This window comes from Pedobacter riviphilus, assembly GCF_014692875.1.
Classification (GTDB): domain Bacteria; phylum Bacteroidota; class Bacteroidia; order Sphingobacteriales; family Sphingobacteriaceae; genus Pedobacter; species Pedobacter riviphilus.
Genome location: NZ_CP061171.1, coordinates 2,037,958 through 2,064,933, shown reverse-complemented (window position 1 = coordinate 2,064,933; position 26,976 = coordinate 2,037,958). Strand labels below are relative to the sequence as shown.

Sequence of the window (26,976 nt, the reverse complement as noted above, 5' to 3'; positions counted from 1 at the left end):
GGTGAGACACCAACCGATAGATTCATTTCTGTTATTCTATTTTCCTGTTTTTATAATTATCGATGATGATGTTAAACCAGCTGATGAAGCTGTTAATTTTATGGTTCCGGTTTTTTCTGTCGATTGAAGAATGGCCAAACATAAACCATGGAAAGCTTTACGGTAACTGGCTTTAAAAGGCTCTAAACTTGCCTGAAACCCATTATCAACACCAGCAATAAAACCAGCACCTTCAACCTTAAAATCAACCAGATTATCCGCATTTGGCACTACGTTACCAGCAGCGTCTAAAACGCGAACGGTTACAAACGATAAATCCTTACCATCCGCTTTAATATTTTTTCTATCCGCGATTAATTCAATTTTCGTCGGATCTCCTGCGGTTTTCACTTCACGTACTAAAACATCTTTACCGTTTTTGCGGGATACTGCTTTTAAGGTTCCAGGCTCAAAAGGCACATTCCAGCGGACATGTAAATCATCGCCTTGTTTTGATTTTTTTCCTAGTGATTTTCCGTTCAGGTACAATTCTACCTCATCGGCATTGTTGTAATAGGCCCAAACTTCTACAGATTTTCCTTGTTTCCAGTTCCAATGAGGCAGAAGGTGTAACACAGGTTTGTTTGTCCACTCGCTTTGGTACATGTAATATGAATCTTTCGGGAAACCTGCCAAATCGACGATACCGAAATATGAACTTCTTGCTGGCCATGGATATGGTAGTGGCTCACCCAGATAATCGAAACCTGTCCACACAAATAAGCCAGACACATGGTCGTATTTTTTAGCTGCTGCCCAGGTTTCTTCGTGTGTAGAACCCCAATAGGCTGAAACATTGTCGTAAGCGGATGCCGACCATTCGTTATTTCCCTCTGTAAATTTCGTTTTTCCATCTTTTGGCCAACGACGGATGGTATCGGCTGTGTCGTAAAATCCCCTGGTTTCTAAAGCCGAAGTGGTTTCTGTAGCTAAAAACTTAACGCCAGGATAATTTTTAGGAAAATCTTTATACAGTTTATGGTTGTAGTTTAATCCATAAATATCCAGCGCATTGGCTTGGTAGATAAAATTCTTTTCAGCTTTTGTTTCTGTTAAAGCTGAGATTACAGGCCGGCTTTTATCTAAGTTTTTAACGATGCCAACCAATTCTTTGGTACTCGCAATGCCTGTACTATCAAACTGCTCGCGGATTTCGTTGCCGATGCTCCAAAGGACAATCGACGGGTGATTACGATCTCGTTTGATCATATCTTCCAGATCTTTTTTATGCCATGCTGGAAAATCGAGATGGTAATCGTTTTTGGTTTTCTTTTTCACCCACATATCGAAAGCCTCATCCATAACGAGGAAGCCCATTTTATCGCATAAATTTAGAAACTCAGGTGCAGGTGGATTATGCGCTGTACGGATGGCATTCACCCCCATTGCTTTCATTATTTCCAGCTGACGTTCCATTGCCCTCACATTCACGGCAGCACCCAGGGCACCTAAATCGTGGTGTAAACAAACACCTAAAATTTTCATTGGTTTTCCGTTTAACGAAAAACCTTTAGCTGCATCAAAATTGAATTCACGAACGCCAAAAGGTGTTGTATATTGATCAATAATCTTCCCATCAGCCTGTGCAATTTCCACCACCAACTTGTACATGTTCGGATGATCAACTGACCACATTTTAGGATTAGCTATCCCAAGACCATTAATTGCCATTGTTGTAGAAGTTTCACTGGTGTGGAGTGGCCATTCCTTTTTTTGCAATTGGATATTTTTATCATCCAAAATGGTCGTCAGGATTGTATAAGTGCCTTTTGTGTTGAATTTATTTTCAATCTCGATCTCCGCATTTACCGACGCGATACTTTCACCAGGTTTTAATTTTCTGCTTTCGTTGCTTTGACCTTTATCGCCGCTGATTAAGAAGGTTTTCACAAAAGTGCCATTGCGTTTGATCGAAACTTTTGCTGCAGATGTAAGCCATACATTTCTATAAATCCCCGAACCCGAATACCAGCGCGAATCAGGCTGTGCCGAATTATCAACTTTAACTGCAATGATATTTTTCCCAGCTTTTAAGCATTTGCTGATCTCGTAAGAAAAAGAGCTGTAGCCGTAAGGCCTTTTGCCCAGATACTGACCATTGATCCAAACTTCACTGTTTTTATACACGCCGTCGAATTCGATTGTGATTAATCTATCCTTAAAATTGGCAGGAGCTGTAAATTCTTTTCTGTACCAGCCAATGCCTGTTGGTAAACCACCTCCCTCAGGTTTTGCAGGGTTTTTCTCATCGAATTTTCCTTCAATGCTCCAATCGTGCGGTAAAGTGAGTTTTCTCCATTTAAGATCGTTATATGCTGGGGATTTTGCATTTGGTTCGTCTCCCAAAAGAAATTTCCAATCTTTGTTAAAGCTGGTTCTGATGCGGGGTTCATGCCTAATCTTATCTCGATTGGTCGTCATTGCGAGGCACAAAGCAATCTTACTATTATGGGTTGGCCGTTCTTTCGCATTAGGATTGCTTCGTGCCTCGCAATGACGGGATGCACACAGACCCAATACTAAAAAAAATACAACATTAAAATTACTTAGCCTCTTCATGTTATTTCTTTGTTTCGCTTACAAAATTCAACTTACTCTTACCCAAATCTTTCGATGTAGCCACGGCAATGCCACGCTGATCTTGTTTGTTAACCGCACAATAAAAATGATACACCGTGCCTTTATATTTCAGTACAAAAGATTTATGCGCGTATAATTCATCGTATTTTTCTGACGACTCAATCAGGTTATCACCGGTCCAATCGGTCCAGTTTACCAGGTCATTTGAGGCTGCAAACCGGTTAAATGAACCTTTTCTGTCTTGCCAGAAAGCACCGAAGTAAAACATTACCCAGGTTCCATTAATGTTTTGAATTACAGCATCTCCTGTAATGCCAGCGGGGTGATGAACAACAGGGTTTTTATTGAACCGCCGCCAATGAACCATATCATCAGAAACGGCCATACCGATCCGTTCGTACCAGCGTGTTTTTTTATTGTTAACCAAAGAATCGCCCACAGCATTGTAATACATTACAAACCGATGTCCCGTTAATTTTTGTTTATCTTCAATCACCGTACTTTTAAAAAATTTGTTCCGGTTTTCCCACCAACGTACATCTGCATCACCCGAAGTCAAAACGGGTTTGTCCAGCCTATTCCATTCTTGGACCATTGATGGATCTTTTGTGGTATAAGCCATTCCGATAGATAATGGTTCTACTTCGTAACCTTTTTCTTTACCTCCGAAATACGACATCCAATATTTGCCGTCAAAGGTGTTCAGGGCATAATTTCCGCCCCATTTGGTATCCAATAAAGCATTATAACCCGCTTTTTGGTTATCATCCCAATGACCTGCATCTCCAAACGACATCAGTTTACCCTGATTTTCCCAATGCAATAAATCTTTACTTTTTGCCAGCCAGGTCTCGTAACCACGACCACTAAAAATAAGGTAGGTCATGTACCAAAACTTCCCCTTGCGGAAAACTGTCGGACAATCCATTTTATGCTGATTGTCTTCAGGAACCATTACCAAGCCATATTTGTAAGGCGTTTTTATTTCCTGATAAATTTTTTCCATGGTTTTGGCTGAAACAGGATTCGTGGTTTGAGCATTCAATTTTAATGCACTTACAAAAAGGAAAAATGCGAGGATTATCTTTTTCATTTGTACTTTAAATTAAACTTATAATATCCTGATCCCACAGCAACCTTAGCTTTCCCAGCTTCTATTCCTGCATCCGTAAAGGTCGAATTGTATTCTTCGGAGATTTCATATTTCGGCAAAACAGGAAAGTAAATTGTTGCTGTTGTATTTACCGGGATATTCACCTCCAGTGTAAAAGTTCGGTCTGTTTTTTCCCATTTGCAAGAGATTTTGCCATAAGGAGAATTGTAACGCACATCAGCTGAGGTTAAATTGCCTACAACTTCAGGTTCGATTTTAATTTGCTTAAAAGCTATTGAGTTTTCTGCCTGACGGATACCACCAACAGCACTATACAGCCATTCCATTAAGTGCCCCAGCATAAAATGGTTGTTGGATACGGTTGGTAAAGCTGCCCACGATTCGGTTAAAGCCGTTGCTCCTTTGGCGATCTGCATCCCGTAACCGGGAACATCCGAACGGCTGTTCATATCAAAAATCACATCCGATTTCCCGGCATCTTCTAAAACGCGCAACACATAACGATAACCTATATCGCCTGCTGTTAAGCTGTTTTTACGATCTCTGATATCTTTAACCAAATTCTCGATTACTGCATTTTTATGCTTTTCTTCAACCAGTTCCATATAAACCGCCATTGCATTTGCAGTTTGCGATCCCGTCGCATACTGTCTGCTTTTTGCATCAAAGAATTGATTGTTGAATGCATTTTTTACTTCAAGGGCAAGTTTTGCATAGGCCATTGCATCGGCTTTTTTGCCCAGCAGCGTAGCCGTTTTTTCTAAAATTTTTAAATCATAATAATAAATGGCTGTACCCGTAACGCCCATTGGCGTTAACTGAGAAACGCCGGGAGGTTTTGGTCCCAGATCATACCAATCGCCTAAACCTTGGGATAAAATGTGGTTATTTGCTTTGGTGCCCAAATAATTAATGTAACGCTGCATCAACGGGTAATAATCAACCATAGCCTGTTTATCGCCATACCATTGGTAAAGGTACCATGGCATTAAAATGCCACTGCTGCCCCATTCAGGCGAATCGCGGAACATATCGCCACCCCACTCAAATTTTACATACTCAGGCGCAATTTCTGGAATTAAACCACTAGCCAATTGCGAGTTCTTCATGTCTTGCAGGGCTTTTTTAAACAAAGGTGCAGCATTGTAATTATATCTTACAGAACTGCCCATTAAATGCAATTCCTCTAACCATCCCAATTTTTCGCGGTGTGGACAATCAGTAAAAACACTCATCATGTTGCTTTTAATCGCCCAATCGATCAGGCTGAAAGTTTTATTGAACAGCTTGTTCGAGGATGAAAACTTACCCACCTGCTCAGCAGCATTTCGGATATGTAAAGCTTTTAAAGCTTCTATTACTGTTTGGTTAGATGGATTTTCTTTGCCGCTTGGAACAGCTCCCTTAACCTGCAGGTAGCGAAAGCCTGTATAAAAGAATTTAGGACGCCAGGTTTCCAAACCATCGCCTTTTAAAATGTAGGTAAAATAAGATGGTCCACCGATATTTTTTTGTGTTACCGAACCATCAGCTTTTAATAATTCGGCTGGGGTAATACTGACAGTATCGCCTTTTTTTCCTCGGACTTTCAATTCGATAATTGCAGAAGCGTTCTGTCCCATATCATAAACCCATTCGCCATGGGCAACCGGATTAATATTTTGAGGTGAAAAATTTTCGAAAATCTTTACAGGTTGTTCTTTTTGGGCATTTAGTTTCGGACCATCAGCTAATAACGACGATTTCCATCTGCTATCGTTAAAACCTGCTAAATTCCAGCCTTTTTGCTCAAGGTTGGCATTGTAATCTTCACCGCCATAAATGCTTGAAAAAGTTATGGGTGATGGCGCGGTTTTCCAACTTTGGTTACTGATGATATTCGCTGAAGTTCCATCCGTATATTCGATTAACAGCCTGCAGATCATTTTCGGATAACCATAAGCTACTTTTAATTTTCTATACCTTTCTTTAACTGGAGGAATATAATAAAAGCCATTGCCCAGCATCACTCCTATTGCATTTTCGCCTCTCTTAAGCTGTTTAGTTAAATCATAAGTCAGGTACAAGGCCTCTTTATCATACTTCGTCCAGCCAGGTGCTAAAAAGTCATCGCCAACTTTCGCTCCGTTTAAACTCATTTCAAAATGGCCTAAACCAGAAATAAAAGCTGTGGCTTTTTTAATTGTCTTCGTTACCGTAAAACCTTTTCGGAACATTGGCAAGATGTTATTGCCAATGTATTTATCTTTTTTACCATCCGTTGGCAGACTATTTACGTTAGAATCCGCCAGTTTTTCGTAGGCAATCCATTTTGCACCTTTCCAATCGGCTGTGTTGAGCAATCCCATTTGCCAAAAGGCAGAAGCGCTCCAGCCAGATTCATGCCCGAAATTATCCCAAACACGGACTTTCCAATAATAGGTTTTGCTTGATAATAACTTTTTACCTTTATATTTAATCTGTAACGATTGGCCAGACTTTACTTTTTTGGTGTCCCAAACATCCCCAATATTTTTATTTAAATTGCTTAAACTGCTAGAAACTACGATTTGATAGCTTGTTTGCATGATATTGTGTTTAGCTGATTGCAGTTTCCAGCTCAAAGCTGGCGAAAGAACATCAATGCCTAGAGGATTATTCCGATACGCACAATCCAATTGAGCAACCTTAATATCTTGCGCAAAAAGCGGAATGCTTAACAGATAAAGCCAAGAAAATATTACGAGTTTGCTCATTCACTATTGCACACCGTTTCGGATGTTTTGGTTAGGTTTATAAATGGTTATTAGGGATAAAATCCGTTCAGAAATAAATTCTAAATTCTTTTGAATTAAGCTTTATAAATTTCTTAACTTTAAAATACTATCTCTAATTCAAATATAAATGTTTTTTTTAAATATGAAAACATATATTCGTATTTAAATTATGCAAAATCTTCTCTTGGATAAATAAGAAAGCATTTTGTATGTTTGAAATTGTAAAAAATACGATACAGCCAAATTTAAACCCGTATGAACGAAAAAGAATCAAAGTACCAAGCCCCTGCTTTGGATAAAGGACTTGATATATTGGAGTATTTATCAGCACAATCTATCCCATTGTCACAAACTGAAATCGCTTTTGGTATTGAGAAAACGCCAAACGAAATTTACAGGATGTTAATGAGTTTGGAAAGTCGCGGTTATATTTTGCGCGATGAGGTTTCGGGCAAGTATAGGCTGTCGTTAAAGCTTTTTTACCTCTCGCACAGGCACTCGCCAATTGATGAACTGCGTAAAGCTGCGCAGTTTCCTTTAGAAGAACTGGCAAACAGCATTCGTCAATCGTGCCATTTGAGTATTTTGTATATGAACCAGGTTATGGTAATTATCCATGCCAAAAGCCCTGGGCCAATTGCGCTTTCTATCGAAGAAGGAAATCTGTTTCCATTGCCTTTGACTGCATCGGGCAAGGTTTTACTGGCTTATATGCCCGAGGCTGAGCGTAGCACAACATTAAAAAACAATTCCATTTTTAAAAAATATGCTAAAACCCAGCAAGAAGATTTTTTGACTTCGTTGGAAGATATTCAGAGAACTGGCTCTTATTTCAAAAATAGTGATTCTGTTTCTGGTGTAACCGATCTTTCGGTACCAATTGGTATTAATGGCAATAATGGAATTATCGCCTGTTTAACCATTTCGATGTTAAATGCGATCAATGTAGATCAAGCGATTGAAAATGATGTGATCCTTGCCGAGGCCTATAAATGTGTTAAAAAGATAGAACAACGGATTGGGGTTTAAGCCTCTTTTCAAACCTATCAGGTTTTAAAAACCTGATAGGTTTACATTCGTAGATTATCCCGAATACTTCATATGATAATCTTTTCCCTTTTCAATCATCACTTCATAAATTCCTTTCGAAACCTCTTTTACTTTAGCACCTTTCACAACTGGTTTGGTTTTGCTTTTTATCTTTAGTTGACCTACACCTGTTGGAGAAGAAATTTTGATTTCTTTCTTGCTGCAAAACACTGAAATATCGCCATTCGCTGTTGGGACTTTGCCCTCCATCCAGGCTAAGCCACCCAGATTAGGTTCAATCATATAGGTTTCGTAGCCTGGTGTTGTAGGTTGTACTCCTAGATAATATTTTCCCAATAAATAAATCGGGCTGGCTCCCCAAGCATGACAAAGGCTTTTTCCAAACGGGCGACCGTACATAGCCAAGTGTTCGGTTCCCTTTTTATCTGGGTTGTATTCCTCCCAAAAAGAAGTTGCGCCCAATTTTAACATGCCACCCCAATAATTTTTCATTTCCTTTAATACATAAGGTTGTTCGCCCATTGCACACAATGCCTCTAGCTCGTAAAAACGCATGTATGGGGTGGTAATTTTTGCAATCTGATCGTTAAGTAACACATTCTTTTTAACGGCCAGTTTTTGTTCAGGCGTAAAATAATCAAAGAAGATCCCAAACATATTGGCATAACGGGTTACATTATCGGTTTGTTTATCATCAATACGACTGTGCACCAAAGCACTTTTGTTTTGGTTCCAGTAAAGTTCGAAAATTTTGCTTTTCAGTTCTTTTGCTTGTTTCTCATATTTCGTAATACCTTCTGTATCATTGGCTAACTTGGCACATAAAGCCATGGTTTCTAAACTCCTGGCGTATAATAACTGTTCGAAACTTACTTCACCATCTTTACTCAGTTTATCTGCCCAATCGATAAAAATCCAGTCACCAGGCATCCATTCTAACAGGCCATTTTTATTCTTTCTTCCATCGATGTAAGTCATTAGCGACTGCATCCGCGGGTAAATATCTTGTACAAACTTCTTGTCGCCGGTAAATTTATAGTAATCATAAATCCCTAAAAACCAATAAAAAGAGTAATCCATAATGGTATTGATGTGCGCCGTTACGGGATCTTTTCCACGCTGAGCCAATAAAGTCCGTTTTACAGTTGGTGCATCAAAAAACGAGTAATAGTTCATCAAATAACTTTGATAAGCATCGCCACTCCACACCCAGCGATCGCGTTTTATCCCATCGATAAAGAACTCGCGGGTATTTAAATGGAAGGTATATTTGGCCACATCGTAGATTTTGTTGAGCTCCTCATCCGAAGATTTAAAACTTCCGCGTTCTGTTACTGGTGAATACTCATATAGCATGGAAATAGAATCGACTGTTACATTTCCAGTTGTTTGACGGTTCACATATCTAAATGCTTTCGAAAGTGGCATAATGGAATCCTTTTTCACAGCCAAATCAATATCCACATAATCTAAAGTCTCACATTTATCTTCAGAATAAGCTTCTTCAGCAGATTCACCATAAAATAAACTCAATCTGCCTTTACCTTTTAAACCATGAACCTTAATGAAGCCAAAAGTTTCTTTTCCAAAATCTAATACTTCTCCCCCCTCATTCTTTTTTCTACTTACCGCGGCAATACCTTTAACAGGCAATTTAAACTGTGATGGCAATTGAGTTGGATCAGTTAAATTCCATGAGCCTGCTGAAACAAAAGTGGTTCCCGATTTATCGGAGGTTTTTCCACTCGCATCAATCCATTCTTTATCTTCGAAAGTAGTAAGCCAGGTTTCATCAGAAACTATCGTTTTACCCTGAACAAAAATTGCCGGAACATGTGCCTGGTTATAAACTTTTAAACTCAATTTGTGCTTTCCTGTAGGAATTTGAATGCTTTTTGGAAAGCCGGCAATGGCCTGACCATCGATTTTAACGTTGTAAGTGCCTTCTACAAACAACTTAACCTCTTCAGATTGAGCAAGATTAAATTCTTTGTGAAAATCGACCAACACATAATGACTGTCCATTTTCCAGAAGACAGGAAAAAAAGATCCTCTTTCAGTTCTGCGGTTCTGCATCACATTGCTCATGTAAATATCGAAATCGCCCGGATACCAGATCCATGAAGCTTTCTGCGCGAAAAGTTGTGCTGCCGAGCAGGTGAAAATGGTGAGGAGGATAAGTTTTTTTAAGTTTTTCATATTGCTTAGTTTTATATTTATCGTCATTTCGACTGAAGCGTAGTGGAATGGAGAAATCTATGGAGTATAATTCCTATAGATTTCTCCACTAAGGTCGAAATGACGATTCTTCTATTTTTTAATGCCCATTAAAGAAAATGTAAAGTGTAACCATTATGATTGCAAGCGCTATCCACGAAATCCAGACCGATTTGGCTGGCTTTTCGATATTGGCCTGGTGTTCTTCATTAACCGTGTAAATACTTGGCGATCTATCCAGTAAAGAAATCAAAATCGCGATGATCATTAATCCTGCGAAAATGAAAAACGAAAGCATCAGGTAATGGGGCCAGAAAGTGTATTTATCCGATGGCAAAATCCAGAGATAAGTAACCCCAACGCCCAAGCTTAAAATTGAGCCGATTGAAAGTGTAAAATTCACCGCTTTTCTTGTGGTTCTTTTCCAGAAAACGGTGAGTAAAAACACGACTGATAGCGGCGGCGCAATAAAGCCCAAAACCGATTGAAAAACATCGAATAAATTCAATCCTTTGATATTATCGATGGCCAAAACCACTATAACCGCGAAAATACATCCTGCAACAACTGCCCATCGGCCAATGCGGATAATTTGTTTATTACTCGCCTGTGGGTTGATTTTCTTCACATAAATATCCATCGTAAAAACGGTACTTAATGAGTTTAAAGAAGATCCTATGGTACCCACTAAAACCGCAATCAGTACAACGATTACCAAGCCATTCATACCAGGCGGGAATAAATTGGTTACCATGGTCATATACGCTTCGTTCGGATCTTTTAAGCCAGGAAAAAGCACATAACAAAGTATTCCTGTTCCAATAAATAACGGTAGGGAAAGGATTTTTAACCAGCCAATAAAACTCACGCCCAATTGCCCTTGTTTTAAGTTTTTAGCACCCAGAACCGATTGAACCATCGATTGATCGGTACAGAAAAAGGCTACAGCTGCAACCGGATAGCCCAATAAAATGGCATACCATGGATATTTTGGATCGCTTACCGGCTGAATTAAATTCCAGAAATGATGTGGCGTTTTTGCATACAACGCAGAAATGCCACCAACTTTGTTCAAGCCTAAAAGCATTAAAGAAAGTGAAACGGCAATGAGTAATATCATTTGGAAAACATTGACTTTAGCAATGGCTTTTAAACCGCCGAAAAAGGTAAACAGTCCTGCAAAAGCGACCAATACGGTAACCGATTGCCACATGGGTATACCCAAAATCTGACGGACCAAAAAACCTCCAGCAAACAAACCGAGTGATAACCACGAGATTAAAATCTTAACCAGCGCATACCAGGCGAGGATATTTTGTGTAGAATCGCCATAACGGTTGCCCATAAACTCGGGCATGGTACTCACTTTGGCGGCAAGATATTTTGGGGCAAAAACAATGGCCAGTAAGAATAAAAAGATAAAAGCATACCAATCGAAATTAACTGCTACGATACCAGTACTATAGCCAATACTGGCAAAAGCCAATAACATCGACGGACCAACATTGGTACCCCACATGTTGAAGCCTATGCTGCTCCAGTTTAATGATTTATTGGCCAGGAATAGGGTTTCATCATCGTTCTTCTTTTTAGAAAAACTGGCTCGATAACCAATGATGATCAGGATAATGAGGTAAGCAATTACGATAAAGTAATCTAAACTGGTTAATCGTTCTACAATGTTTCCCATTAGGTGTATTTTGGTTAGTTTGCTTGTTATATTAATAGTTTTTTAACCACAGATGTACACAGATAAATACGGATTTCTATGATTTTGTCACTAGTGGTTCGTGGAGACACGAACCATGGCGCATTATGTTCCGTGTTCTCTGTGTCTCCGTGGCAAACAATTACAAGCCTATCGATTCCCTTGTAATATGATTTGCTTTCAAAATTTCATCAACTTTTACAGGTAAACCCGTTTCTAAAGATTGATCCATAGCCTGTAATAATGCAACGGTTCCGATGCCTTCTTTTAAATCAGGGTATGCGGTAAAGTTATTGTTGATGCTATCAGCAAAATATTCTAAATAATTCTGGTATTCTCCGGCGTGATGGCTTTGTCCCTCGAAACGGAAATAGTGTTTTAAGATCGAATCACCCCAGGTAATTATCTTTTCCTCCCCTGTTTTAGTGGTTACCGAATAACGCAATTCATGGTAATCGGCCTGGCTTGCGCCTTCCGTTCCTCGCAGGATACAGCTCATGCCACTATCGCGACTTGCAGGCTGTGTTGGACCAGTGTAAGCACCGCTAACCCGCGCAATTCTGCCATCTTTTGCTTTAAAAATAAAGTGCATAGTATCCTGATTTTTCAGCCCGGCTTTTAAACCGTTGCTACTCAACATGCCATAACCCATAACTTCTTCGATATCGGGCATGTACCATCTGATAAAATCAACAGGGTGACTTAAACCGCCATACAGCCATTTAAATGATTGTTTTAGCGACCAACCTTTTTCCAAAAACCAGCGATGATCGGCATGGTAATGACTTTCGATAGTGATCAATTCGCCGATTAGACCCTTATCAAAATCTTTCTTCTGGCGCATGGCGGGTTCAAAAAAACGAGAGCTTTGCCCTACGAAAATCTTTTTTCTTGATTTCTTTGCTAACTCCAACAGCTCATTGGCCTGAGCTAAATCATCGATAAATGGTTTGGTACACACCACATGCTTCCCATGTTCAAGCGCCAGTTTAATGTGCTCAAAATGCAGGTGATCTGGTGTGTAAATCGCAATCATATCGATTTTATCACTAGTTAACATATCCTCGTAATTGGTTGTCCAGTTTCTAAAATCGAATTCCAAAGCACGTTCTTCGCAAAGCTTTTTATTGGCATCGCAAATCTGGATGAGCTTAAATTTTCTACTTGATAATGATGCAGAAATTGTGCTTCTGCCCTCTCCTAAACCTAAAATCCCTAATCTTAACATGATATTATTTTTCTAAGCGTTATTGTTTTCCTCCCCTGCCCCCTCCAAAGGGGGACAATAAGTTTTCTATTCTATCGGTTTAAAGAAAACCCAAACCTCTTCTGGTTTTGTTCCTTCAATTCCTTCCTGGTATTTTTTCATTATTGCATTCCATTCGTTTACTTTTGGATTGTTCTCAGTGGTTTTAGGATTCAATTCATTTAAACTTTTTCCTTTAGGAATACTAATAATCAACATTAATTGTCTATCATTTTTAAAGATGGCCAACCGCTGAAACTCGGCTTTACAGAATCCTTTTGAAATTTCTGGCCATTTTTCGAACTGCGTTTTATGGTAAGCCAGGTATTCTTTCTGGAGTTTTTCATCCTTCACCAAATTGGCTGATAAAATGATATTATCCCATTCTGCTACGGGTTTATCGCCACAATTCTTTTCTCTGTTGAATTCGTAAAAAAGATTATCATACAATTCAATTTCTGCCGCACTTAAGCGTTTTAAAGTTTGCTGCAAACTCTCCACCTTTAAACTTGAAGTATAAATTACCAATCGATTTCCCCATTTATAAATTGAACCTGGCAGGAGGTTATTTTCTTTAGCAAAAGTTTTTAAGGTGCTGTTACTTGGCAGATTATCAGATTTGAAGACCAATTCGAATACAACAGATTGATCTACGGCCTGATTGGTGCCTCTTTTTGAGTAATTGGCTTTCTCTTTTAATAAATACTGAAAAGGCTTTTCTAAGCCTGCACTTTGCTTGATATGATCGGCAACTTTTGGCCCGTTGCTTTCCCATAAATTGTCTGGCCCGTTGGCATTTTGAAGATACTTTTCAGTTGGTGTCCAGTTATTTTTGATGGTAAAATACGAAGAACCTTCGTCGGTATAAAGATAAAACCAATGGTCAGGCAGGTGCGAATATGGCGCTTTGTAAATGCTATCTACTACATTTTCGGTAATGAATGATCTGGGCTGAGCAGATAGTGTATAAATTCCGGCTACATCGTACATGTGTTTTCCGTAGTGATGAATCTTATTGCCGCTGATGGTATTGTTTTCCATCGCGTTCTTCGTTTTTGTCCATCCCCAGCCCATACTGATTCCAGAATAAGACACATCACTAATTTCGTTATGCAAAATTTTAATCCCCCGAACATACCCTGCACCTATGCCCACTGCCCCCCAATCTTCGTTGGTTACATTGGTAATTAGGTTATTCTCGATTTTATTGTTCGTTGAAATTTCTCTTTGATCTGTGGGATTGTAAGGCAAATGCACTTCGGTCGCTTCATCAGAAAAAGTTCCGATAAGAATAGCTGAACCACCAATATCTTTGAATAAATTTCCTTTGATTTCGTTCTCAGCAGTTCCTTTTTTATAATCCAAACCTGTTGACGCCAGGTGCTCGAACTGGCAAGATTCGAAAGTAGTGTGATAGGCATAACTTACTTCAATTGCAGCAGCCGGACGACCAACCCAGGCCTGATTTTCCAGTGTAGGTTTGTCTGGTGTCCCTACTTTTTCAAGTTTATAGGCATCAAGCATGTACATGCCGGCCTGATGAGGAACATGACCTTGTTTTGAAGGCCTTAACCATGTTGAATGCTCAAATGAAATACCCTTGAAACTCACATAGGAAACAGGTTGATCAATCGTTCCTTCGATTTTAACCAGGTTTTCTAAAGCCGGAGCAATCACTTCAGCATTTAGCATATTTTCTGATGCTTTAGGCCAATAATAAAGCTTGTGGTGCTGTAAATCTTCAAACCATTCTCCAGGTTCGTTCAAGAATTGAATGGCATTTGTAAGGTAAAAAGCAGAATTCCCTGTTTTGTCCGAAATCCATGGTGCTGGCCATGGATGCTCAGATTGGATTCTGCTTTCGGGCTGCATAAAAGAAAGTTTTGCAGCATTACCTATAATTTTAACAGACTTTACACGAAGATTTGCAATGGCCCACCATTGATGGATGAGCATTTCCATTCCTTTGGTATTGGCTAAACTGATGTTTTTTTGAAGTGGAATTTTACAGGTTTGCTTTTCGCTATCCCATGATAAAATCCTTCCCATTTCTTCTCCATAATAGTTTTTTGCACGAACGGCCTTATTGCCATTTACCCATAGCTGTCTGAACTGTAGATCGCTGCCATCGAAATTTGGAATATCAGCAACCCAAACTTTTCCGACAGATTCTTTTGGCAGACCAGCAATGGTGCGATTTAACTTTTTCCAGTTTTTTATTTGAATACCTCCACTCAAAATAACTTTTTCGTTAGGTGCTGAAATAATTTCTGTCGGACTATCTTTTGTGCCAGAATCTTCAGGTCGAAGAACTACGGGTTCGTGCAATTGATAAAAACCTTTGCCGATAATAATCTTGATTCCGTTGTTAACCGAACTATCGTTTAAGCGTCTCAACTCGCGGGCTTTTCTGATGGCAGAATGAAGTGTGGCCAAAGGCTTTTCCTTGGTTCCTAAATTAGCATCATTGCCATTTAAGGATACGTAAATATCTGCTGCGCTTGTTTTTAGGTGCAACAAACTTAGTATTAGTAAGATTATCGAACACCTTTTTAAATTCAAGTAATTTGATGGAAAACATTCCGCTGGATTGGTCTGTGATGACACAGACCAAGGAGAGAGAATTAAAAATGATTTAAATTGTTTGGTTCGTGGAGACACGAACCAAGGCAGCTGTATTGTTTGTAGTATTGTAGTTAAACTCATTTTTATAATCGCTATTGAGATTGCTTCGTTCCTCGCAATGACGAATCCTTACTTTGAAAAACCGATTTCAGATAGCTGGTATTGGCACTGAAATTATATTTTACATTGATGGGCTGTTTGGCATCCCGGCTTCTTTCTACAACCAGCCAACCACTCCAGCCCATATCATCTAAGGTTCCTTTAACTTTATTCAAATCAATTTTGGGATCGTTCTGTAACCAAACACCATCTTCATTTGTGGCATGGATCTGAACGATGTTCTTTTTGCCTAAAATTCTCAGCTCTTGGTATAAATCTCTTCCATTCTTAATGGCATTAGAGAAATTGAAATAACTTTTAACATGCTTGCAATCAATATCTTTTAATAACTGTAATTCACCTCTTGCATCTAAAGCACTTTCAATTCCAATTGTAATCCCCGCTTTGGCGGCCATTTTTCCGGCAACTTTTAACCTTTTTACAATAGGTTCGCGGAGTTCGGGGTTTTTAACCAAATCGCCTTGAATACCCAATGGCAGAAATACAACTTTAATATGCATTGCTTTGGCCGTATCCAAACAATCCTGGACCATTTTCTGATAAGTTGGTCGCTTGGCAAATGATTGCGCATAAAATCCAGTCATCGCTAAGGAGCAGATTTCAAGATTTAATTCTTTTGCCTTATCCATATACTCCTGCCTGATTTTTGGGTCTGCCAGTTTATTGTCAAAGGTTTCCCGATCGCCCAGACCACCCATGTCGATTTCTAATCCGTCTGCACCGATTTCTTTAGCAAGCGACAAAGCACTGATTTTCTGACGCTTTAAAATCATTAAATCAATCACAGCAACTTTATAATTGCTGTTTTTCTCTATTGCCAAAAGCAATTGATCGGGCATCATTAAAGCGCCTGTTAGCAATGCCACATGACCAATAAAAGACCTTCTGTTTTGATGCTCCATATCTATTATTTGCTTGTGCTTAACGGGAATAATTTTTCCAGATTTTCAAATCCCATCACTGCATTTTTAGGTAGTCTTTCGCCTTTATCGCCAAAAACATAAAGGGCATTTTCCTTTTCGATGGTTACTTTACTTTCATCGTATTTGCCGGTTTTATCTTTAACTGCAGTACCATTTAGTTTGAAGTTTTTGATCAGGAAATCGTAAAGTGCAATGCGCTTATTAATGCCGAAATCATGTTTTTCATCTGGAAGGTGAACATTCTCGACCTTATCTTTCACACCATAATAACTGTACATTTTTTGGAGGTAAGGAAAATCGTGTTCGGGTGTGTGTGCCGTCCAGTCGCTACCATCTGACACCAATAACTGGGGCCTAGGTGCTGCCATTGCAGCCAGTTCTACATTATCAGTTCCGCCACCACATTGATGGATTGGCATTCCGCTTTCGCAAGGACAACCACCATAAAAGTAAGATGACATCGCCACTACGGGAGCACTTAGCTTAATCCTATCATCCATAGCGGTCATTAAAATGGAATGACTTCCTGCACCAGAACCTCCACTGATGCCAATTCTGGCTGTATCGGTTTCTTTTAGCGCGCTGAAGTAGTCTAAAATCCTAATTCCTCCCAAAGTCTGAACGGTTTGCGCCAAGCTTTTACGGTGATCTTCATATTTAAATTGGAGCATCGATTCGCCCCAGGCAAATAAGTCGTAGCTAAAGGCCATAGCGCCCATTCTGGCAATCATTGCACAGCGGAGCTGGCAATCGGGTCTAAATCGTTGTTTTTCCCAGTGTCCGTCAGGACTTAAAACCAATGGGATTTTTCCTTTAAAATTTAACGGTTTATATAGTGAGCCATTAATCCAAACCCCAGGTAAAATCTCTAGTGCAATGTTTTCTACAGAATACCCGTCAAAAATTCTTTTCGCTGTGATAATGGGTTTTGAATTTGGTTTGGCAGGCAATGGCGATAACAATAAGGCTTGGTATAATTCGGGCTTTATTTGTGCCTTACGTTTTTCCCAACTGGTCTGGTCGTGGTATTTCGTTGCTAAACTATCCAGATAGGCCCAGCCATCCTGAACTTCCCAACGGTAATATTCGTATTCTTTTAATTTGTAAACACCAGGCCTTTCTTTGTTTACTTTCATATCCAAAGGGGCAAGCACATTCGATATTGTTTCATCAACGTTTGCACGAAAGCGCCATTCTGCATAGTTCACAAATTTGTCTTTTACCTGTGGTTCGGAGTATTTGATTTGCACCTTGAAGCGTGTTTGGATCTCTTTAAGTACTTCGGCTAGAGGTTTTTTATAGAGGTTATCTGTATTTTGGGTTTGGGCGGAGAGATTATTTACAGCCGATATATAGGCAATAAATAATATAGCAAAATATCTAAGCACCCTACCCGTCATTGCGAGTGCTGATTTTTCATCAGCCGAAGCAATCTTTCTTGACAGGATAGATTGCCGCGTCGTGCCTTCTCGCAATGACGATCGCCAAAATCTCGAAATGACGTATCTAGTTAAATCTATCATCTTAACCCTCCTCATTTTTAGTTTCAGTAATAACCGGTGCAGTATAACCTTTCAGTTTTGGCCAAACACCATTTACAATTTTCTTTAATTTTAGCTTTGAAGGATCAACCACAACATGTTTAATTTTCTCTCTTCTCCAGGTATAAATGAAGTGTAACATACCGTCAGCTGTTTGAATTACTGCGGGATAAGAATATTGGCTGATGGGTGAATCTTCCAAAATTAATGCGGCTGACCATTCTTTTCCGTCTTTTGAAACCGAAACATTTAATGGGGTACGTGGTCCTTTGGCTAAATCACCTGGAGGCAAAACATGGTTGTAAACCAATACTTGGCGGCCATCTTTCATGGTTACTGCATCTGTACCGGAGTTGTTATTTGGTAATGATGTTTTGGTTAAGGCCGACCAGGTTTCGCCGTTATCTTTAGACCAGGATTCTACAATAGCTCGATTTGCTGTTCTGGCCAAAATCTGCAATTTTCCATTGCCATGTTGTAAAATGCTCGGTTGAATGGCTTTGATTCCATTTTCGGGTAATGGGCCTACGGTTCTCCATGTCTTACCATTATCCTTGGTTACCTCGAAGTGAATTTTCCAACCATCGCCTTCTTTACTTGATGGTGCAAAAAGGTTTCCATTGCTTAACAAAACAGGTTTATTTTTTACAGGGCCGATATAACCATCTGGTAATTTTGTAGCATCCGACCAGGTTTTACCGCCATCTTTTGAGGTTCTCATCATGCCCCACCATTCTGAGGGTTTTGGACCGATTTTGTAAAACAATAGTAAATCTCCGTCAGGCACCTGATATAAAACCGGATTCCAGGTGGGTAATCTTTTACCGTCAGGCTGGATACCATTAGCAGCCGAAACCGGTGCCAGCCATTTTCCATCCACAAAACGACTGATGTAGATTTCTACATCGGGATTCCGTTCTTTTGTGCCACCAAAAAACGAGGCCACCAAACCTGTTGGTGTTTCTGCAATTGTTGCAGAGTGGCACGATGGGAATGGTGCTTTGTCGTATAGGAATTCTTGCTTTACGATTCCCGATTGCCATTTTTCTAACTGAGCATTGGCACAAATGGTGGTTGCGAAAACAAGGCTTAGTGTGATGTATATTTTTTTAAACTTCATGTTTTTTTTCTTTGAGGTTGATTACACAGATTAATTGATTTCACAGATTTATTTTATGCACCTGCAACTGAAAACTCACAACTGCTAACTGTCTACTGCTTAAATGCTTTCTCCTCTTTTATTTTTTTTGTATACGCACTGTAAAGTGCTCTCCAACTGCGACCATTGTTATTGAGCATCTGCTCAGATTTCGTTTTGTAAATCTCGAAAATGGCTGAAATCTGTTTCATGTTTTTATAATCGACAGCTTGTTCTCTGGCTTGTTTCAAAAAAACTAAAATCTTTGCTTCCTCGTCTGCAGTTAAATCAGGAACAATTGCTTTGTAACCTTTCATCGTAAAATCAACCTTTCCAATGGTGTATTTATCTAAAATGGTTTCAACCTGCTCTGGTGTTAAATTCTTTTTCAATCCGTCCATAAGCAATTGATGAACGGTTGACGGCATAGCAGAATCAGCGATGATCTGTTTATCTAAATCACTTAGTTTATTGCCTGTAACAGGGTTTATTCCGTCAGGAACGGTTGATGATGGGTGGTCGTTATGCCAATCTCTAATGGTTGTTAAATGAACTGCAATTACATTTTCGACAGCAGATTTTTTTGTTGCGTCGCTTAAATTTAATGCAGAAGTCCATTCTTTTGCCTTTGTCAGGATTTCTTCTGGTACAACAATATCTTTGGTTTGACTGAATGCATTTACTGTGGTTAGCAGTAATGTTAGCAACATCAATGGGTTTAAAAATTTTCTCATAATTTAATATTGTTATATACTCAATTTCATTTTTTAGTTTCCGTCATTAGCTAATACAAAGCTAATTCTGTTACCGAATTACTAAACCCTAACAGCAATGACGATGGCACTCCATGGTTTGTGTCCTCACGAATCATTACTTTTTCTCCACTACAAAAGCATAATCGCCAGAACCTAGTTCATAAACAGCGCTGTTATGCTCCATTTTTACAAATTTTAGATCCTTTATTGACTTATTTTTTTCTGAAACTTCATTTTTATTATTTGCAGGAATATAAACCAATGCCGTTGTATTTGCTGAGATGGTAATGTTCCAGTTAAACTGATTAGCCGTTTTGCTATAACTGCTTTTGATTAACCCATAAATCGAATTGTAACTTGCATTTACCGAGTTTAAACCATTAATCATTTCAGGTTTCATGGTGATTTTTTTAAAAGCAGCCTCCTCCGATTTTATACCAGCCAGATTTTCGTAATACCAGATCAGCAAATCGCCTAGCATCATCACGTGGTTCTGTGAATTCATTTTCGGATCAGCCGTATTGCCATTCCATAATTCCCATATCGTTGTTGCACCATTATCGACCATATAGCCCCAGCTAGGATAAGATTTTTGCGTAGCCACAGTATAAGCTAAATCTGGTCGGCCATAATCGTTTAAGCAGCGCATTAACCACTGAATACCCACTAAACCATTACTTAAATGGCCTTTATTTGTCACTTCAACAGTATATGTAATATTCTTAAAAACCTGATCTATTTTGTTCTGCGGAACCATTCCAAAGTAAAGTGGAATGATGTTATCCGTTAGGGCATTAGAAGCATAATAACCTTTATCGTTATAATATTTCTGATTAAAAGCATCTTTGATTTTATTCCCCAAAAGTTCATATGCTTTTACATCTTCATCGTTGCCGCTTACCTTAGCGAATGGTATCATCAACTGTGTAAAGTGATAATAATATGCCGTTGAGATTAATTCAGAAGGATACTTTTTGTCTGCACTTTTACCCCGGCCAAATTCGATGGTAATGGGGGCATACACCAATCGCCGTAACTATCTTTAGTTAAAATATAATCTTGCATGTAGCGGTCTTGCATATAAGCTAACCACTTTTTCATTGCCGGATAATTATCGCGAACGGCAGAAACATCGCCGGTTTGTTTGTAAAGCATTTCGGTCACCAAAAGCATTGCTCCTGGCCAGGTCATGTTATCGCTGTAATACCTCCAGAAAGCAGGTGCCACATCAGGAATGGCGCCATCCTCTTTCTGCGAATTTCTGATGTCCTGTAACCATTTCGCATAAAATCTGCCGTTATCAAAAAGAAAACTTTCTCCGTAAGCCACAGCGCCCCTATCGCCAAGCCAAGGCATCCGCTCGTTGCGTTGAGGGCAATCAACCGGAATCCCCTTATAACTTCCCGCAATGCCCCACCAGGCATTTTTGAAGATCTGATTGGTTAAAGCATCTGAAGTTTCGAAAGTTCCAACCGTTTTAATGTTATCATAAATCATTTTGCCAAGAAAATCATTCACCGATGGTTGGTAACTATATCCTGAAAGCTCTACGTATCTAAATCCGCGGTAAGCAAAAGTAGGCTCCCAGATTTCTAATTCTCCTCCTTTTAAAGTGTATAAATCGGTACATTTCGCATTTCGAAGATTAGCCGTAAAAAGTTCGCCATTATTTTGAAGTGATTCTGCAAAACGCATTTTGATTTGTTTGCCTTTTACGCCTTTTACCTTGATCTGCAGCCAACCCACCATGTTTTGACCCATATCTAAAATATACCGGCCACCAGAAAGTTTAGTAATTGAAACGGGTTTAACTACATTCATCACTTTCATGTTTTCATTCATCTGGGCTTCAATGGTTCCTGTTGGTTCTTGTACAAATTCTGCTTTTGCCCACTTGCTATCGTCAAAACCTACCTTATTCCAGCCTGGAGCTTCTTTTGTAGCGTCGTATTCTTCCCCATCATATTCGTTATTGGTTCTGATAGGTCCATCCGTTGTGCCCTTCCAGCTATCGTCAGTATCAATATTTGCTGTTGTTCCATCGGTGTAAACAATGTTGATGTTCATCAGCATTTTCGGAAAACCAAATGTTTTAATTTTATAAGGTTTTTCATTTTGGCGCATAGCGAAGAAACGGCCATTTCCGAGTATCGTACCAACTGCATTTTTACCGTTCTGAAGGTAACTGCTTACATCGTAAGTGTTATATTTTACGTTTTTGGTATAATCTGTAGGCGATGGAGATAAAACATCGTTTCCAACTTTTTTCCCGTTGATAAACAGTTCGTACAAACCTAAACCAACGATTGATGCCGTGGCAGACTTGATTTCTTTCGTACTCTGAAACTCCTTTCTGAAATACCTGGCTGATAAACGCGAATCGGTTTTAATGTTATCCCATGGGAAAGCTCGGTCGAAACCTATCCAGCCTTTCGGCCAATCTTTGTAGTACAACAAACCCATCGAAAAATAGTTGTTAGCAGACCATTCGCTTTGACCAACATTAGTCCACACTTTGACTTTCCAGTACACTTTCATTCGGCTTTGAAGCCCTTTTCCATTATAAGCTATATGAATAGATTCTGGTGAGCTAATCTTTCCTGAATCCCATAAATCGCCCTCATTAGCATTTAAATTCTCAGGCGAAGAAGACACCAAAATCTGGTAAGCCGTTTGCATTACATTTCTTTCATTTGAGATGATATGCCATGCCAATCGAGGTTTCAAAACATCAATACCTAAAGGATTCTCGAGCATTTCGCAGGTGGTGTTTTGCAACGAGACCTGTGCTATCACTTTTGAAAAGGATAGGAACCAAATGCTGATGATCGCTATGTAGATTTTAATGTTCATTATACTCCGCGGTTGATTACACAGATTAATTGATTTCACTGATTTTCTACTTCTATAATTACTCTTTCTTCTTTGTTTTGCGAAAAACTTAGCGTTCTTTGCGGTTAAACTTATCTACCTGAAAAATCAAAATACAAGGTCATATTCAATGCCCTGCTTGGATCTTTATCAAAATCATAATAAATATTCTTCATTCCCATTGGTCCGGTTGTTTCTGGTTTTTGTGTTTTTGTGCCAATTGCCGAAATTGCGTTCATAAATGAAATATCACCATTTGGAAATGTCGGACTTATATTATCATATTCTGTATCTTTCGATTTTTTCGGTGTAAATAGTCTTAAAAACACATCTTCTCGATCTGTAACTACCTTAAAAGATTGTTGTTTGCCAATAAACTCACACCAATACAAGTTTGAATAATAACCTTTAAATTCAGGGTATTGCCAAGGTGTTTCACCAGTTGCAGAATTGTTATAATCCTTTTTCCAAATGCCAAATTGGGTGCCTTTTATTCGGTTTTTCCAAACGCGGTATAGTCCGTTTCCCTTATATTCAACTGCTTTAATTTCTGATTCAGGATAAGAAAAGTTCAATCCTACGAACGTGGTAAAGTAATCAGATGGAAAATATTTCACTTCCATTTTTAGCCAGCCTGAAGGGTAAATTGTCCATTGTAAAGTATTCCAACTTTCTTTTTTGTCATATTTGGATGAAATCACTAAATTTTCACCATCCATTTTTTGAGTAAAACCTTTAAAGTTATTTACACCCTCTTGCAAAATCGGACCATTCGAAAACGGAATGATACCTTTGGTATTTTTTGCCTGCTGCAACAAACCTGATGTTTTATCGAAAGTTAAATTTATGCCATTAGCAGACACCTGATAAACTTTCGCATCCTCTTTAATATTTACCTTTGAAGAACCTTTTTGTACAACAATTTTCTCTGCATCATCTTTAGGCAGTGTTATCGGGAAACTCCAGGTAAACAATTCCTTGCCATCGGGTGCATTAGCAGTGAGGTAAAGTGCATCAAAGCTCCTCCAGTCGCCTGGAAGATTGATCTTTAATTTTCCCTTTTCAAAGGGTTTAATGTTTGTAGCGTCTGCTTTACCCGATTTGAATGCTGTATCTGTTCCTGTTTTTAATTTCTTCAATTTCCAGTTGAAAGTACATTGATTGAGATTGGTAAACGCATAACGATTTTCTAATGCAAACGAACCATCAAAACCGGCAGTCATTTCTCTTTTCTCTACAAAAACAGGACTCCAAACTTCTTTAATGGTAAAAAAACTACCTTCTTTTTCGTGGTAAGGTCCAACAATTCCATCAGGGCCATGATTTCCATCGGTATCTAATTCGCCATTTTTATCGGTACGCACCACAGCCTGATCGGCAAAATCCCATAAGAAACCACCAGCAGAAAGTGGATTGTTCCACATGGCATTCCAATAATCTTCAATACCTGCGCCATGACCGCCATCCCACATGCCATGCAAAAATTCAGTAGGCATTAAGATATTATGACCATGATCGTAATTGCCAATCCCGTAGTTAAATTCGCGGTAATGAGTGGTTTCGAAACCTCCAAAAACTTCCCAAGGGTGGATTAAAGGCCTTTTTTGTATATCTTCTTCAGCAAAAAGATGATCAAGTTCGCGGTTATGTCCGCCTTCATTGCCATTTGCCCAAAATATAATCGATGGATGATTTTCATCATTCAACATCATTTCTTTCATCAATTTTGTTCCCGTAGGCGTATCATAAGTACCATGCCAGCCGGCCAGTTCGTCCATTACAAATAAGCCGAGCGAATCACAAACGTCTAAGAAGTGTCCATCTGGTGGATAATGCGACATCCGAACGGCATTCATGTTCATTTCTTTCATTAACAGCACATCAGCAATACTGATTTTTTTACTCGTTGTTCTGCCTGAGGATGGATAAAAAGAGTGACGGTTTACACCTTTGAACTTCATTTTCACCCCGTTAACATAAACCCCGTCACGCTCGCGTACTTCTACCGTTCTGAAACCTATCTTTTTAGAAAGCTGATGGATTTCTTTGCCATTTTTAACTAAAGTGAATGTTGCAGTGTAAAGATTTGGAAATTCTGACGACCACAATTCCGGATTAGAAAACTGATGGCTAAGCGTTATACTTTGTGTTCCTTTCTTTATTGAAGTGGTAAATCGATCTCCAAAGCGCTTTCCGTCTTTCGTAAAAACTTCTACTTCAACTTTATCGGCATCGCCTGTGTAAGCAAGTTTGGCATCGAAATTTCCGTTAGCTTTGGCATCGATCTGAATTCTATCGATATGTATTAAAGGCAATGATTCAAGATAAACTGGTCTGAAAATGCCGCCAAAAATCCAGAAATCGGCCTTCCGTTCAGCCTCGTTAACGGATTGATTAGCTGAATGTTTGGATACTTTTACCTCAAGTAAATTATCGCTACCAAGTTTTACCAATTTAGAAATATTGTATCTAAACACATAAAACGAACCTTGATGTGTTTCTCCGGCAGATTTACCATTGATTTTAACCTCGGTATCTGTCATCGATCCCTCGAAAACAATATTGATTTTTCGGTTTTTCCAATCTGTAGGAACCTTAAATGTATACTTATAAAGCCCTTGTTCTTTGCCTTTGTTTTCCTCTTTGTTGAAACCGTAATTATATTTTCCAAAACCTTGTAATTCCCAATTTGATGGCACTGGAATGGTGGTCCATTTGCCCGAATTTGCTCCAGAGGTACAGAAGAAATCCCAGTTAACGGTATTGTCGTTTCCAGTTCCCGACAGGTATAATTTCTCCGTTTGTTGTGCTTTTAGGGAGCAAAAAATGGTTGTTAAACACAAGAAAAGTATAAATCTGCGTTTCATTAATTGGTTTTAAATAATTTAATTAATGGATTGTCTGTTCTGAAAGGCAATGCTGGCAAACCGTAACAGTTAAAATTTCCTATTGGATTTTCTGTCCAGTTATAACGAACCGCAGTTGGTTCGACAATTTCTTTTGAAGAAACCACCACTTTATCGTCTTTTACGATAGCTTCAGCATTTACGAATTTACCGTCTTTCCCCGCGATTGCAAATCCTAAAATAGGTTTATTGTTTAATTCCAGGTATGTAAAATGCAGCAATGCTTTTCCGTTTTTAAAGGATACAGACTGGTAAATCGGCCCAGAAAAAGGTATATCTTTGTTGTATGTTTTTGCTAGCGCCAAAAGCGATAATCTTCTACCTACTTCCCACTTGTATGTTGGATGCAGATCTTCGTTCGAATCGGTTAAATCGTTTGTAGAGATCATTCCTGTGTTTTGCAAGCGCAGCAACAGTGTTTGTGCTTCCCAAAATTCGGGTTCGGTATTTTCATCAACAGGCACTTTGCCTTTGGTTTTAGAATAATTGAAAGGCGCAATCTGAACATAATAAAACGGCAGATCTTTTTCTTTCCAGGCTTTTCTCCAACTATTGATCAATACTTTCATTTTATAGGCATAGCTGATTTTCTCGTTCAGAAAACAATTGGTTTCACCTTGATACCAAAGAAATCCGCGGATTTTAAATGGTGTTAAAGGTTCGATCATGGTCGGATAAAATTTACCCGGATCATTATTTACTTTTTGGTTTTTGAAGTAATCTTCCTGCGCAAATGCATTTTCTGAAATCCACGGTTCAATGGCGCTGCCTGGAATCGCCGAAGAGATCATGCCTACAGGAATACCTAATTTTTCCTGAATTTCTTTCGCAAAGAAATAACCAACAGCAGAAAAAGCACGTAATGCCGAATCTTGGGCTACCGACCAGCTTTTGTGGATCGAATCGGGTTTGTTTAATGTTTTACGGTTAACCAGGAAAATCCTGATCTGATTATTGTGTGCTTTGGCTACTTCATCAGATGGAAAACCAAAGTGCTCATTTTTCGGCTTGGGGATTTTAGCCAGTTTGCGCATCGCATATTCCATATTGGATTGACCTGAACACACCCAAACCTCGCCTACCAGGATATTGGTAAGTTCGATCTTATTTGAACCGCTGATAGTCATTGTTTGAGATTTCGAAGATGTTTTGAGTGGAGCTAAAACAATAAGCCAGTTTCCATTTTTATCGGTTATCGTCTGTTTTTTTTGTCCAGCAAAAGTGACTTCGACTTTTTCATCCGGAGTTGCAAAACCCCAGATATTAATGGGTTTATCACGTTGTAAAACCATATTGCTCGATAAGATCTGAGGCAAAAGGATTTTTGCGTTGGCGGAGAAGGAGAATAAAGTAAGAATGGCTACGAGTAAGAAAGATTGCCACGTCG

Annotated in this window: 16 protein-coding genes; 1 reads left to right on the top strand and 15 read right to left on the bottom strand. The window is 39.0% G+C overall.

What is annotated here, in order from left to right:
- Positions 1-36: 36 nt before the first annotated feature.
- Genes H9N25_RS08370 through H9N25_RS08360 form a run of 3 tightly spaced genes read right to left on the bottom strand, consistent with a single transcriptional unit; the run spans position 37 to position 6,468 of the window.
- Entirely contained in the window at positions 37-2,598 is a 2,562-nt protein-coding gene (locus H9N25_RS08370) for a glycoside hydrolase family 2 TIM barrel-domain containing protein (protein ID WP_223833672.1), read from the bottom strand.
- A 1-nt stretch (position 2,599) separates the two neighbouring features.
- Positions 2,600-3,712 carry a glycoside hydrolase family protein gene (locus H9N25_RS08365; RefSeq protein ID WP_190328573.1) on the bottom strand — a complete coding sequence of 371 codons (1,113 nt, stop codon included), beginning with the start codon at positions 3,710-3,712 and terminating at the stop codon, positions 2,600-2,602.
- On the bottom strand, positions 3,709-6,468 hold the full coding sequence (locus tag H9N25_RS08360) for a family 78 glycoside hydrolase catalytic domain (protein WP_190328572.1): 2,760 nt from the start codon (positions 6,466-6,468) through the stop codon (positions 3,709-3,711). Before H9N25_RS08360 ends, H9N25_RS08365 begins: the two co-directional genes overlap by 4 nt.
- A 276-nt stretch (positions 6,469-6,744) precedes the next feature.
- On the opposite strand from H9N25_RS08360, the gene H9N25_RS08355 reads away from it, so the two are divergent.
- The gene (locus tag H9N25_RS08355; RefSeq protein WP_190328571.1) at positions 6,745-7,518 is read left to right on the top strand and encodes an IclR family transcriptional regulator; all 774 of its coding nucleotides are present in this window, start codon (positions 6,745-6,747) and stop codon (positions 7,516-7,518) included.
- A gap of 54 nt (positions 7,519-7,572) precedes the next feature.
- Here the strand turns inward: H9N25_RS08355 and H9N25_RS08350 are convergent, their stop codons facing one another.
- From H9N25_RS08350 to H9N25_RS08300, 12 genes are all read right to left on the bottom strand, one after another.
- Positions 7,573-9,738 (bottom strand): alpha-L-rhamnosidase-related protein, encoded by a 2,166-nt coding sequence (locus H9N25_RS08350; protein WP_190328570.1) that lies wholly within the window; start codon positions 9,736-9,738, stop codon positions 7,573-7,575.
- 118 nt (positions 9,739-9,856) lie between these two features.
- The gene (locus H9N25_RS08345) at positions 9,857-11,446 is read right to left on the bottom strand and encodes a sodium:solute symporter family transporter (protein WP_190328569.1); all 1,590 of its coding nucleotides are present in this window, start codon (positions 11,444-11,446) and stop codon (positions 9,857-9,859) included.
- 160 nt (positions 11,447-11,606) lie between these two features.
- Positions 11,607-12,692, bottom strand: a complete 1,086-nt coding sequence (locus tag H9N25_RS08340) for a Gfo/Idh/MocA family protein (RefSeq protein WP_190328568.1) — start codon at positions 12,690-12,692, stop codon at positions 11,607-11,609.
- 66 nt (positions 12,693-12,758) lie between these two features.
- A complete protein-coding gene (locus H9N25_RS08335) occupies positions 12,759-15,227 on the bottom strand; it encodes a right-handed parallel beta-helix repeat-containing protein (RefSeq protein ID WP_223833671.1) in 2,469 nt (822 codons plus the stop codon).
- A 200-nt stretch (positions 15,228-15,427) separates the two neighbouring features.
- Positions 15,428-16,357, bottom strand: coding sequence for a sugar phosphate isomerase/epimerase family protein (locus H9N25_RS08330; protein WP_190328566.1), 930 nt, complete (start codon positions 16,355-16,357; stop codon positions 15,428-15,430).
- Positions 16,358-16,362: 5 nt separating this feature from the next.
- Positions 16,363-17,901, bottom strand: a complete 1,539-nt coding sequence (locus H9N25_RS08325; RefSeq protein WP_223833670.1) for an acetylxylan esterase — start codon at positions 17,899-17,901, stop codon at positions 16,363-16,365.
- 1 nt (position 17,902) lies between these two features.
- Positions 17,903-19,039, bottom strand: coding sequence for a sialidase family protein (locus H9N25_RS08320; protein WP_190328565.1), 1,137 nt, complete (start codon positions 19,037-19,039; stop codon positions 17,903-17,905).
- Positions 19,040-19,131: 92 nt separating this feature from the next.
- A complete protein-coding gene (locus H9N25_RS08315; RefSeq protein ID WP_190328564.1) occupies positions 19,132-19,791 on the bottom strand; it encodes a DUF3826 domain-containing protein in 660 nt (219 codons plus the stop codon).
- Between the two features lie 136 nt (positions 19,792-19,927).
- The gene (locus tag H9N25_RS24960; RefSeq protein ID WP_255524610.1) at positions 19,928-20,836 is read right to left on the bottom strand and encodes an alpha-L-rhamnosidase-related protein; all 909 of its coding nucleotides are present in this window, start codon (positions 20,834-20,836) and stop codon (positions 19,928-19,930) included.
- Positions 20,767-22,665, bottom strand: a complete 1,899-nt coding sequence (locus H9N25_RS08310) for a family 78 glycoside hydrolase catalytic domain (RefSeq protein WP_255524609.1) — start codon at positions 22,663-22,665, stop codon at positions 20,767-20,769. Before H9N25_RS08310 ends, H9N25_RS24960 begins: the two co-directional genes overlap by 70 nt.
- Positions 22,666-22,775: 110 nt before the next feature.
- Complete coding sequence (locus H9N25_RS08305) at positions 22,776-25,550, bottom strand: glycoside hydrolase family 2 protein (RefSeq protein WP_190328563.1); 2,775 nt, start codon at positions 25,548-25,550, stop codon at positions 22,776-22,778.
- A complete protein-coding gene (locus H9N25_RS08300; protein ID WP_223833669.1) occupies positions 25,550-26,905 on the bottom strand; it encodes a sialate O-acetylesterase in 1,356 nt (451 codons plus the stop codon). The genes H9N25_RS08305 and H9N25_RS08300 overlap by 1 nt, the downstream gene beginning before the upstream one ends.
- Positions 26,906-26,976: the final 71 nt, after the last annotated feature.

Coding starts and splice junctions, on each gene's coding strand:
- H9N25_RS08370 (WP_223833672.1), bottom strand. CDS start 2,598: ATGAAGAGGCTAAGTAATTTTAATGTTGTATTTTTTTTAGTATTGGGT.
- H9N25_RS08365 (WP_190328573.1), bottom strand. CDS start 3,712: ATGAAAAAGATAATCCTCGCATTTTTCCTTTTTGTAAGTGCATTAAAA.
- H9N25_RS08360 (WP_190328572.1), bottom strand. CDS start 6,468: ATGAGCAAACTCGTAATATTTTCTTGGCTTTATCTGTTAAGCATTCCG.
- H9N25_RS08355 (WP_190328571.1), top strand. CDS start 6,745: ATGAACGAAAAAGAATCAAAGTACCAAGCCCCTGCTTTGGATAAAGGA.
- H9N25_RS08350 (WP_190328570.1), bottom strand. CDS start 9,738: ATGAAAAACTTAAAAAAACTTATCCTCCTCACCATTTTCACCTGCTCG.
- H9N25_RS08345 (WP_190328569.1), bottom strand. CDS start 11,446: ATGGGAAACATTGTAGAACGATTAACCAGTTTAGATTACTTTATCGTA.
- H9N25_RS08340 (WP_190328568.1), bottom strand. CDS start 12,692: ATGTTAAGATTAGGGATTTTAGGTTTAGGAGAGGGCAGAAGCACAATT.
- H9N25_RS08330 (WP_190328566.1), bottom strand. CDS start 16,357: ATGGAGCATCAAAACAGAAGGTCTTTTATTGGTCATGTGGCATTGCTA.
- H9N25_RS08325 (WP_223833670.1), bottom strand. CDS start 17,901: ATGATAGATTTAACTAGATACGTCATTTCGAGATTTTGGCGATCGTCA.
- H9N25_RS08320 (WP_190328565.1), bottom strand. CDS start 19,039: ATGAAGTTTAAAAAAATATACATCACACTAAGCCTTGTTTTCGCAACC.
- H9N25_RS08315 (WP_190328564.1), bottom strand. CDS start 19,791: ATGAGAAAATTTTTAAACCCATTGATGTTGCTAACATTACTGCTAACC.
- H9N25_RS08310 (WP_255524609.1), bottom strand. CDS start 22,665: ATGAACATTAAAATCTACATAGCGATCATCAGCATTTGGTTCCTATCC.
- H9N25_RS08305 (WP_190328563.1), bottom strand. CDS start 25,550: ATGAAACGCAGATTTATACTTTTCTTGTGTTTAACAACCATTTTTTGC.